Below are 10,661 nucleotides of genomic sequence, written 5' to 3'. Positions count from 1 at the left end.
TATTCTTTGTACTCCTCTGCTACACCAAGGTAAGCTGACTGGCCTTCTTTATTTGGAAAATAACCTGACTGAAGGGGTTTTTACTACTGATCGCCTAGAATTGTTAAAACTTTTATCTTCCCAAATTGCTATTTCTATTGATAATGCTCAACTCTATGACCAATTAGGGGAATACTCGCGAACGCTGGAACGTAAGGTTATAGAAAGAACGCAAGAATTGGAACAGGAAATGGCTGTCAGAATGCAGACAGAAATAGCCTTGGGCAAGTCTGAGGAAAAGTTTTCTAAAGCCTTTCGTTCCAGTCCTAACCCGATCGCGATCGCCCGATTCGCAGATGGACGCTACATCGAAGTGAACGACAGCTTCCTCAGCACTTTTAGTTACTCTCGCGAAGAGGTAATTGGTTTGACAGCAATTGAGTTGAATCTTTGGGTTAATTTAGAAGAATGTGACAGATACAAACAGCTATTGCAAGAATCAGGAGTGGTTCGAAACCAGGAATTTGATTTTCGTACTTCTTCAGGCGAGGTGAGGAAGATGCTGGTATCAGCAGATATTATTGAGCTGGGTGGAGAAGCGTGTATTCTTTTAGTCACTAACGACATCACCGATCGTCAAAGGGTAGAAGAAGCGCTCAAAGAAAGCGAGGCTAAATACCGTGACTTAGTTGAAACATCGCAGGATATGATTTGGTCAGTTGATGTTGAAGGGCGTTATACCTTTGTCAATGCTGCCGTCCAACAGATTTTTGGCTACTGCCCTGAAGAAATGATAGGGCGAAAATTCACTGATTTCAAGCCACATGAACAACTTCCCAAAGATAACGAGATGTTCCAACCTATGCTGAATGGAGAGTCCATATTTCAGTATGAAACTATACAATTAGCTAAAGACAGCAGACCTGTCAATCTCCGGTTTACTTCAATTGTAGTGCGGGATTCCGAAGGAAATATTCTAGGAATAACTGGCACAGCCAGCGATATTACGGAGGGCAAAAAAGCAGAGGCAGCCTTACAACAAGCCAAAGAAGTTGCAGATGCGGCTAACAAGGCTAAAAGCGAATTTTTATCAAAAATGAGTCACGAATTGCGAACTCCCCTCAATGCAATTCTCGGCTTTACCCAAGTGCTGGGACGCGACTCATCCCTTTCTCACATACAGCAGGAACATATCGGCATCATTAGTCGTTCTGGCGAGCATTTGCTGACGCTGATTAATGACGTGCTGGAAATGTCTAAAATCGAGGCTGGTCGGATCACCTTAAATCCTACTAGCTTTGACCTGTATCATTTGCTCCATTCTCTCGAAGAAATGCTCAAACTCAAAGCTGATTCTAAAGGTTTACAGCTCAGTTGGCACATCAATTCTAACATTCCTCAGTATGTAAAAACTGACGAAAGTAAATTGCGTCAAGTCTTAATTAATCTGCTAGGAAATGCGATAAAGTTTACTATGAAGGGAAGTGTAACGCTTCGGGTTGCAGCAATTAGTGCAAAACAAAAGTCCCCAACAGACAACCAACCACGGACTATTACGTTTGAAGTAGAAGACACGGGGCACGGCATTGCTCCTACTGAGATAGATTCTTTATTTGAGCCTTTTGTACAAACTGACGCGGGTCGGAAATCTCAAGAAGGAACGGGCTTGGGTTTACCCATCAGCCGACAATTCGTACAACTGATGGGAGGAGATATTACCGTCAGCAGTACCTTGAATCGAGGAACACTTTTTAGTTTTGATATCCAAATAAGTTCCCCTGAGATGGCTGAAGTTCAACCTCGACAATCGAGAAGGCGGGTAATTGGTTTAAAACCCAACCAACCCTCATATCGCATCTTGGTGGTTGATGATAAATGGGAAAGCCGTTTGCTATTGGTTCATCTTCTCGAACCGCTTGGCTTGGAGGTGCGCGAAGCCGTAAATGGTCAAGAAGCTATTAGAATCTGGGAAACTTGGAAACCCCACCTAATTTGGATGGATATGCAAATGCCTGTGATAGACGGGTATGAGGCCACCAGACAAATTAAAGCCCAGATTCAAGAGGAGGCTACCCCGATTGTTGCGTTGACCGCTAGCGCTTTTGAGGAAGAGCGAGCCATTGTTTTATCATCAGGCTGTGACGATTTTGTGAGCAAGCCTTTTCAAGAAGAAGTTATTTTTGCCAAAATGGCTGAACATTTAGGGGTACAGTATATCTATGAAGATTTACCCAACTTTACATTATCTCAGATTGAGGGTCAAGACTTGAGTGTAAAAGCAGGGGAAGAAACTGAATTTTTGAGGACGACTTTGGTAGCAATGCCTACGGAGTGGGTGATACAGTTACATCAAGCAGCTATCGATGCTGATGCCGACCTGATTTTAAGTTTAGTCGCCACAATCGCTGAATCCGATACTTCTTCTGCGGAGGTTCTCACCGATTGGATTCATGATTTTCGATTTGATAAAATTACTGCATTAACAGAAAAAATTATCCCATGAATAGCCAGCAATTAGAATCTCATGTTGCCAATCTTTTAGTGGTTGACGATACCCCGGACAACCTGCGTCTTTTATCCACTATGTTGAGGGACAAAGGATATAAAGTTCGGGGCGTAATCAACGGGGAGATGGCATTAAAAGCAGCGCGTTCAACTCCACCCGATTTGATTTTGCTCGACATCACGATGCCCCAGATGAACGGCTATGAAGTTTGCCAACACCTAAAAGCGGATTGCAGAACTTCGGGTATTCCAGTAATTTTCCTGAGCGCCTTAGATCAAGTATTGGATAAAGTCAAAGCCTTTGCTGTGGGAGGAGTAGACTACATCACCAAGCCATTTCATTTAGAAGAAGTTTTAGCTCGAGTCGAAAATCACCTAACTCTCCAGCGTTTGCAAAAAAAACTGCACGAGCAAAATGCGCGATTGCAGGAGTCCGAAGCTAAAGAGCGGGAGAAATCCCAGCAACTAGAGCTGGCTCTACAACAGTTACAAAATGCACAAGCTCAACTCATTCAAAGCGAGAAAATGTCAAGTTTAGGGAATGTCGTAGCAGGGGTAGCTCACGAAATTAACAATCCGATTAGCTTCATTAAAGGGAACCTCTGTCCCATAACGGAGTACACTGAAGATTTGCTGAGGCTGGTGCAACTCTACGCAGAAAATTTTCCCAATCCCACAGACGCTATCCAGGAACAACTGGAGGCAATCGATTTCACTTTTCTCAGGAATGACTTGCCGAAGTTAATTGCTTCTATGAGCATAGGAGCTGACCGAATCGAAGAAATAGTGCAATCGCTGCGGAATTTTTCCCGACTCGATGAAGCTGAGTTGAAAGCGGTGGATATCCATGAAGGGCTTGAAAGTACGCTGATGATTTTGCAGCATCGGCTGAAAGATGAAGCAGACCAAACGATAATTAAAGTGGTAAAAGAGTATGAGGAGCTGCCAAAGATAGAATGTTATGCGGGACAAATGAATCAGGTTTTTATGAACATCCTGACTAATGCGATTGATGCGTTGCAGCCACAAAAAAGTTGGGCAAAAGAGGCAGATGATAAAAGCCCCATCCCTACTATTACTATTTGCACGAAGTTACTCTCGGACTCTCAAGTGGGTATTTATATTACTGATAATGGGCCGGGCATAACCGAAGATATTCAACAACGCATATTTGAACCCTTTTTTACAATGAAAAAAGTGGGCCAAGGAAAGGGTTTGGGGTTATCGATTAGCTATGTTATTGTAGTGGACGACCACGGCGGGCAACTCCGTTGTTTTTCGATACCGGATAAAGGGGCGACATTAGCCATCGAAATTCCGATTCACCACTCTAAAAAATGTTTTAATAAAGAAGATTTGGTCGGGTTATAATCCATACTAAAATCCAAGTAGTCAAAAATGGTGTCAAATCAGGAATCTTGTTTATTTATGAGTCAGTTTATTGGGAATTTTTACACAAATTTCCATTAATGGCAAGTTGATACTCTTAGTCACAGAGTCCGAAACCTTTTCCGGCAACGCTCCTTAAATAAATTCCCAACCCTCGCCAACTTGCTTTTTTTCCGTAGCTTATGCACGCACTCTCAAACCCAAAATAATGATGAATTTCCACCCTAATTTTTTTTCGGCAAAAACCCTAGCAATTGTTTGTGCAATTGCTGCGTTTGTTGTCCTGGCTAGCAAAGTCTTTGCTACAACAATCGATTATGCACCGCCATTTAAAGAAACTAGCTTTTACAGTACGACGATATCTGCTAATAACGATTTAGCTGACATTTATTATCCTAAACCATCCGATCTTAATTCCGGTAATTACTCTTTCCCCATTGTACTTTTATTGCAAGGTGCGCTTGTAGATAAATCATTTTATTCAGATTACGGTAGCCACGTGGCGCGGTACGGCTTTGTGGTAGTCGTTCCGAACCATTTGCGCCCTTCGCCCTTCAATCCCACTTCACCGCCTAATTTGGCGTCGGAAACTTCGCAAATTGCGGCGGTTTTGTCTCAAATGGCGATCGAAAACACAAAGCCCACATCCCCGATCGCGTCTGTTATCGATACGCAGCGCCTTGGTTTATTGGGTCATTCTTTTGGTGGTGCAGTGGGGTTATCGGTGATTGCTAATAAATGCCTCCCAGAATTGTATTTGTGTCAAGAGCCATTTACGCGCCCGAAAGAACTATTAGCGGCTGCATTTTTTGGAGCTAACTTACGCAATCCGATTTTAAATGAATTTGTCGCCATTGCTAATGATGGCATTGCAGTGGCGTTAATTCAAGGATCTATCGATGGTGTCGCCCTGCCCGATCGAGCTCAAAGCACCTTTGACCAAATTCAAACACCACCCAAAGCTTTGATTACTGTTATGGGTGCAAATCACTTCGGCATTACCAATGTTAATAACCCCGCTGGTGCGAACCCCGATCGCAATACTGCTACCTTAGAGCGAGCCGTGGGTATTGAAACGATCGCCCGTTGGAGCGCGCTATTTTTGCGGGCAAATATGCTTAAAGATCGATCGGCATTGGATTATATTTACTCTCAAGGTGACGCCCTCGATCCGAATGTCCGTGTTACCACCGTTGCAGTTCCACAACCATCTTCTAAGTAGCTCCACCTAAAAAAACGTAAGATAGATTAAGGCTAATAGATAGTGTGCCTACATTTTTATTATTTGGCATCACTTATCTGACAGACCGCGATCACTATATTGTTTTAAGCATCTATGTACAGTAATTCTATGTACACCTAAACGTTCAGCTACATCTGTAAGGCTTTGAATCGCTCCAGTTTTTAACCCATAAAGTGCCTAAATTTTTTCTTTATTAGGTAGATTTCCCTGCTCGGCAAAAATATTTTTAACTCGTCTGCTGTTAAATAAATTCTTTCTTAGTAGCTTACTTTCCTAAAGAATTCCTCAAACTTGGTTCTTCATTTTAGGATTTCATTTGGTATAATATTATTAACTAAATTTCCCTTTTCAGTAACGTCAGCCTGCCGCTTAAAGACTAGCAACGTAATATCATCAAACACTTTCTGCTTACCAATATGTTGCCGCACATCTACAATCACCGCATCCTTAACTTCTGCTGCTGACTTGTGCCAATTTTGACTAATCACTTCACACAGTTGCTGAAGTCCATACTGCTTTTTGCGGATGTTATAGGCTTCTGGAATGCCATCAGTATATAGCACCACGCCATCTCCCGGTTCTAGCTCAATCAGGATGTGACTGATGAAGTCTGCGATATCATCATCTAAAGCGATCGGGAAACCTAAATCGATCGTGTCGATGCGCTCAACTTCTCCATTTTTTCGCACCACTAGCGTTTCTTCATGCTGACCGCTGATGCTGATCCGTCCTTCGGAGTAGTTCAAAATCGCCAGTGTCAGACTTTTCTCAGAATTCATGCGCTGTACGTTTTTGTAGAGGGTACGGTTGAGTACATCCAGGAATCGAACTGGATCTAGTCCACGAATCTCTTGCAGGGTGCGAACGGAGGTTTGCGCCATCAGCATCAGAATGCCGCTTTCCAGGCCATGTCCGGTGACATCACCGATCGCCAGTGTGACAACACCCTCGATCTGTAGCACGTCGTAGTAGTCCCCTCCTACTTCATCGGCGGGTTCCATGTATCCGGCGATATCTAGTCCCTCAATTTCCAGTTCATGAGGGTTAGGCAAAATCATTTGCTGGATCTGACGCGCCACATTCACTTCTGCACCTAAACGGAGGTTGTCTACTTTGAGTTTTTCGTTGAGGGTAATGATTTCCTGATTAGCATTAGCGAGTTCTGATGTTCGTTCTTTAACTTTGTCTTCGAGGGTTTCAAATGATTCTTGAATTTGCCTCGCCATGCTGTTGAAGGATCGTGCTAGCAGACCAATTTCGTCTCGCGATCCCATCTTCACACGCATATCTAAGTGACCCGCCGTAAACTGGGCAACCGCTTGGGTGAGGTAAATCAGAGGCTTGGTTAATAGTTGTGCGATCGCCAAAGCGATGATAGTTACAATTGTGGCGATGATTGCTAATAAAAGAAGTGCATCCTGTATTTGTTTTTCTACAGGTGCTAGGGCAACGGCAATGGGTTGTGCGAAAAGAACTGACCAAGGTTGATATTGCAGGCGGGCGATCGCTAAGAGGCTTAACTCATTATTACCCGTAGCTGTCAATCGTGTGATTAGATAAGGCTGTTTAGTGTCTAAAGCCTGCTTGAGGTCGGGCAAATTGATTGCAAGTTCTTCCGTTATATTTTTAGGCAAACGCCCTTCGCGTTGCAGTTTCACTACAACATTGGGTGACAAAGGTACAATTGATTTGAAAAGGAGTTCCGGTGTAGTGCTATGTGCCAAATGGATATAGTTCTCATCTAAAAGAACGGCTAACGATTTCGCACCTGCACGTTCAGTTTTCCGACTCACCAACTGCTGGACAGATGTGGCATTGTATGTCACCCGCAATACACCCAATATATTTCCCTTCGCATCGCGAACAGGACTGCTAAAGAAGAGCGTAACGAGGTTGGGAATTGTCGGCGATTGCCTAATGCTAGAAACAAAAGATAGTTGAGTTTTGAGCGGTTCTTGGAAGTAATCTTGACCGGATTCATCTCGTCCCACATCCAGTGTATTCGTATCGAGTACATTCCGTCCCTTTAAGTTTAGCAAGGCATAGGAGATAATATTAAGCGTATCTTTGCGACTGAGCCTGGTTAAGGTTTCAGTCGCTAACATCTCTTGGGGACTACCATTTCGCCGTTCTGGAGGTATGCCCAGATAGGCAGCCAAACCTGGTAAAATCGCTTCTACGCGCACGGCATTGAGATTCCCATCGATAAACCCATCTATTCTGTAAGCGGTTTCGTTAGCCGCCGCAGATAGCGCTTGTCGTGCGTTGTCGGTCAATGCCTTTTCAGTTGTCTGCTTGTTGACAAATGCTAGCAACAGCAACGGAATCAGAGCAACGACGAGAAACGACACGATTAACTTTGTACGAATGCTGTTGAAAAACAATCGCTTCATGGTTTGAGACTAGGAGGGGGGGTTAAGAAAGAAGAATTGAACAAGGTTTCTAGATTGGGAAGGCGCGTCACATTGCCAGCGCGAATAAAAAAGTCCGTATATTTTTTGGCAGTTTTGTAGATATAATTATGACTGTTTGATTGAAAGAAATTTTGATTGTCTGCAAAGTCAGTAAAGTCTATTCCGTCGAAAGAAATGGTATTGATGGGAATATTCAATGCTTTGCTGACGATCTCCTTTCCTTCGGGAATATTTGCTTCCCAATATGACAAGCCTTGAAGCCAGCCTCGCACAAAGGCGCGAATATCTTCGGGGCGATGGCGTATCACCTCACCCCGAAACGCGATTAAATCCAAAATTAAGCCTGGGGTTTGTTTGCTTGTAAACAGGATATGCGCCCCTAATTTTAATGCTTCAGAAAGATAGGGTTCCCAAGTGTGTCCTGCTTGGATAGCATTGTTTTGTAAGCGATTGGAAACTTCAAAAGTCTCGACTTTAACCAGTCTAACATCATCGCTTGTCAGCTTAGAGGTTTTCAACATCTCAGTAACGAAAACCTCGCTAAAGTCGCCTAGAGTTGCACCAAGCTTTTTTCCTTTCAAGTTAGGGATTGTTTTAATATCCGATTGCGCGACTACCACATCTGCCCCTGTCGATTCATCCACAACCATCACAGCTTGCATATCAGGATATGTGGCACTCAAAATCACAAAATCGCCCAAGGTCAATGCGATCGCATCATACTTCCCTGCACTGAAATCCGCGAAAAGCAATTGTGAGTGCTTTATATAGCTGAGATCCACGTCTACCCCTTGCGCTTTGAAGAATCCTTTCTCTTGAGCAATGATCAGAGGTGTATAGCCAACAAAAGGAACACAAGATACTTTTAGGGCAGGAGGTTTTACTTTTAGAGGTGCCGAAGACTGACAAGCAAACAGCAGCCAGCAGGTAATAAATATACAGATGTAATTGAGTAATTTAGACATACTAGCTAGAGGATTCCTGGTGTAGAAAAGCCGACTCATATTTTCTTGATCCCGATCGACCTAAGTGCATCTTCCGCAATAGCCACTAAACTTGTTCCGGCGGCGATATCTAGAACAAGCTTGCCCGATCGCACTTTTGCCAATTCTACTAACCGAGTTGCAGCCAGTTTGTGAAATTCATTTTCGTAGTCGGGGCGGTTGTTGAAGTCATTGAGAATCTGCCGTTTGTAGGCACTTAGCGAGTCAGTCATGCCACATTACTGGTTTAACTTTCTACATTGTGGCAGTTATGGTCGATCGCGACTCTCGTCCCAGGTGGCATCAGGCGGCAATCTCTACAATGCCCGCAAATGTATGCAAAATCGCTACCGAGTATCAACTCTCCGGCAACAAACACCCGCCCAATTGGGATCGCGAAGCTGTAATCCGCTACAATCTGTGTTTGGTAAAGAATTTTTACAAGTTCACAGCCCATTACAGCCTTTGCGGCTTGTACTACCCAACCTGCCTGAAAATATGGATTTTGCTACTCTTGCTGCCCAGCTAAATGCTGGAACTATCTTGCCAGAGGGAATTGTCATCATCACCCTCTTGGTGGTTCTCGTCGGCGATTTAATCGTAGGCCGCAGTTCCTCGGGTTGGACTCCCTACGTTGCCGTTGCGGGTTTGTTGGCCGCCGTCGCTGCCTTGTGTTTGCAGTGGGATAACACGGATACCATCTCGTTTCTGGGCGGTTTTAACAGCGATGCCTTGAGTTTAGTGTTTCGTGGAATTATCGCTTTGACTACGGCTGTCACTATTTTGATATCCGTCCGCTATGTACTGCAAACGGGTACTGCTTTAGCGGAATTTATCGGCATTTTGCTGACCGCTACTTTGGGGGGAATGTTCCTCAGCGGCGCTGATGAATTGGTGATGATTTTTATTTCGTTGGAAACTCTGAGTATCTCGTCTTATTTGCTGACGGGTTACACAAAACGCGACCCGCGTTCCAATGAAGCTGCTTTGAAATATTTGTTAATTGGGTCGTCTTCTTCGGCAGTGTTTCTCTACGGGCTTTCGCTGCTGTACGGGTTGTCTGGCGGCCAAACTACGCTGAGTGCGATCGCTGCTAACCTTTCTACTGTCAATGAAGGTCAATCTCTCGGTTTGGTGATTGCTTTGGTTTTTACGATCGCCGGAATCGCCTTCAAAATCTCTGCGGTTCCCTTCCACCAATGGACTCCTGACGTTTACGAAGGTTCTCCTACACCCGTTGTTGCCTTTCTTTCTGTGGGTTCCAAAGCAGCCGGTTTTGCCCTAGCAATCCGCTTGTTAACAACTGCTTTCCCCGCACTTATCGAACAGTGGCAGTTCGTGTTTACGGCCTTAGCCATTCTCAGCATGGTGTTGGGAAATGTGGTTGCCCTCGCCCAGACTAGCATGAAGCGGCTTTTGGCTTATTCGTCGATCGCCCAAGCCGGTTTTGTAATGCTGGGTTTGATTGCAGGAACCGAAGCCGGTTACTCCAGCATGATATTTTATATGTTGGTTTACCTGTTTATGAACTTGGGTGCTTTCGCCTGCATCATCCTGTTCTCGCTGCGGACAGGAACCGACCAAATTAGCGAATACTCAGGTTTGTACCAAAAAGACCCGCTGTTAACTTTAGCCTTAAGTATTTGCCTGCTTTCTCTCGGTGGAATTCCGCCCCTGGCTGGATTTTTCGGCAAAATCTATCTGTTCTGGGCTGGCTGGCAAGCAGGACTTTACGGCTTAGTTATTCTGGGATTAATTACCAGCGTAGTTTCGATTTACTACTACATCCGCGTTGTCAAGATGATGGTAGTAAAAGAACCTCAAGAAATGTCAGACGCGGTAAAAAATTATCCCGAAATTCGCTGGAACCTTCAGGGAATGCGGCCTTTGCAAGTCAGTGTTGTACTAACTTTGGTTGCCACAACATTGGCAGGAATTTTGTCAAACCCTTTGTTTAATTTGGCGACTGATACTATCACCAAAACTCCCATGTTGCAGTCGGCATTAAGTCATGTGCAACCTGTTGTGGGTGCGAAAATTGAATCGAATTTGTTGTCTAGCCGGGATTAAATTTTCCGGGTTTTGAAATAGTAGAAAACGCCTGACTCTTTGAAGTTGGGCGTTTCTTTTTTGTTGTGATATACTGTT

At 44.2% G+C, this 10,661-nt stretch carries 8 protein-coding genes; 4 read left to right on the top strand and 4 right to left on the bottom strand.

From position 1 onward, the window contains the following. From QUB08_RS17975 to QUB08_RS17965, 3 genes are all read left to right on the top strand, one after another. Positions 1-2,482: PAS domain S-box protein (locus tag QUB08_RS17975; RefSeq protein WP_333225978.1), on the top strand; the 2,482-nt coding region annotated here is incomplete at its 5' end. Beyond that, the gene (locus QUB08_RS17970) at positions 2,479-3,855 is read left to right on the top strand and encodes a response regulator (RefSeq protein WP_333225977.1); all 1,377 of its coding nucleotides are present in this window, start codon (positions 2,479-2,481) and stop codon (positions 3,853-3,855) included. The genes QUB08_RS17975 and QUB08_RS17970, both read left to right, overlap by 4 nt. 226 nt (positions 3,856-4,081) lie before the next feature. Next, a complete protein-coding gene (locus tag QUB08_RS17965; protein ID WP_333225976.1) occupies positions 4,082-5,095 on the top strand; it encodes a poly(ethylene terephthalate) hydrolase family protein in 1,014 nt (337 codons plus the stop codon). A 69-nt stretch (positions 5,096-5,164) separates the two neighbouring features. Here QUB08_RS17965 and QUB08_RS17960 read toward each other — a convergent pair whose 3' ends face one another. From QUB08_RS17960 to QUB08_RS17945, 4 genes are all read right to left on the bottom strand, one after another. Beyond that, positions 5,165-5,221 (bottom strand): hypothetical protein, encoded by a 57-nt coding sequence (locus tag QUB08_RS17960; protein ID WP_333225982.1) that lies wholly within the window; start codon positions 5,219-5,221, stop codon positions 5,165-5,167. A 194-nt stretch (positions 5,222-5,415) separates the two neighbouring features. Beyond that, positions 5,416-7,509 (bottom strand): SpoIIE family protein phosphatase, encoded by a 2,094-nt coding sequence (locus QUB08_RS17955; RefSeq protein WP_333225975.1) that lies wholly within the window; start codon positions 7,507-7,509, stop codon positions 5,416-5,418. Further along, complete coding sequence (locus QUB08_RS17950; RefSeq protein ID WP_333225974.1) at positions 7,506-8,495, bottom strand: ABC transporter substrate-binding protein; 990 nt, start codon at positions 8,493-8,495, stop codon at positions 7,506-7,508. Before QUB08_RS17950 ends, QUB08_RS17955 begins: the two co-directional genes overlap by 4 nt. Before the next feature lie 35 nt (positions 8,496-8,530). Continuing rightward, positions 8,531-8,746, bottom strand: coding sequence for a hypothetical protein (locus QUB08_RS17945; protein WP_333225973.1), 216 nt, complete (start codon positions 8,744-8,746; stop codon positions 8,531-8,533). Between the two features lie 265 nt (positions 8,747-9,011). Between QUB08_RS17945 and QUB08_RS17940 the strand changes: the two genes are divergently transcribed. Next, complete coding sequence (locus tag QUB08_RS17940) at positions 9,012-10,583, top strand: NAD(P)H-quinone oxidoreductase subunit N (protein WP_333225981.1); 1,572 nt, start codon at positions 9,012-9,014, stop codon at positions 10,581-10,583. Positions 10,584-10,661 lie beyond the last annotated feature (78 nt).

Source organism: Microcoleus sp. BR0-C5, from assembly GCF_036705045.1.
In the GTDB taxonomy this organism is placed as follows: Bacteria; Cyanobacteriota; Cyanobacteriia; order Cyanobacteriales; family Microcoleaceae; genus Microcoleus.
Note: the sequence above shows the minus strand (reverse complement) of the source record. Positions and strands in the feature narration are given on the sequence as shown.

What these genes read in the sequence shown, in the direction of transcription:
- QUB08_RS17970 (WP_333225977.1), top strand. Translation starts at nt 2,479, where the DNA reads ATGAATAGCCAGCAATTAGAATCTCATGTTGCCAATCTTTTAGTGGTT.
- QUB08_RS17965 (WP_333225976.1), top strand. Translation starts at nt 4,082, where the DNA reads ATGATGAATTTCCACCCTAATTTTTTTTCGGCAAAAACCCTAGCAATT.
- QUB08_RS17955 (WP_333225975.1), bottom strand. Translation starts at nt 7,509, where the DNA reads ATGAAGCGATTGTTTTTCAACAGCATTCGTACAAAGTTAATCGTGTCG.
- QUB08_RS17950 (WP_333225974.1), bottom strand. Translation starts at nt 8,495, where the DNA reads ATGTCTAAATTACTCAATTACATCTGTATATTTATTACCTGCTGGCTG.
- QUB08_RS17945 (WP_333225973.1), bottom strand. Translation starts at nt 8,746, where the DNA reads ATGACTGACTCGCTAAGTGCCTACAAACGGCAGATTCTCAATGACTTC.
- QUB08_RS17940 (WP_333225981.1), top strand. Translation starts at nt 9,012, where the DNA reads ATGGATTTTGCTACTCTTGCTGCCCAGCTAAATGCTGGAACTATCTTG.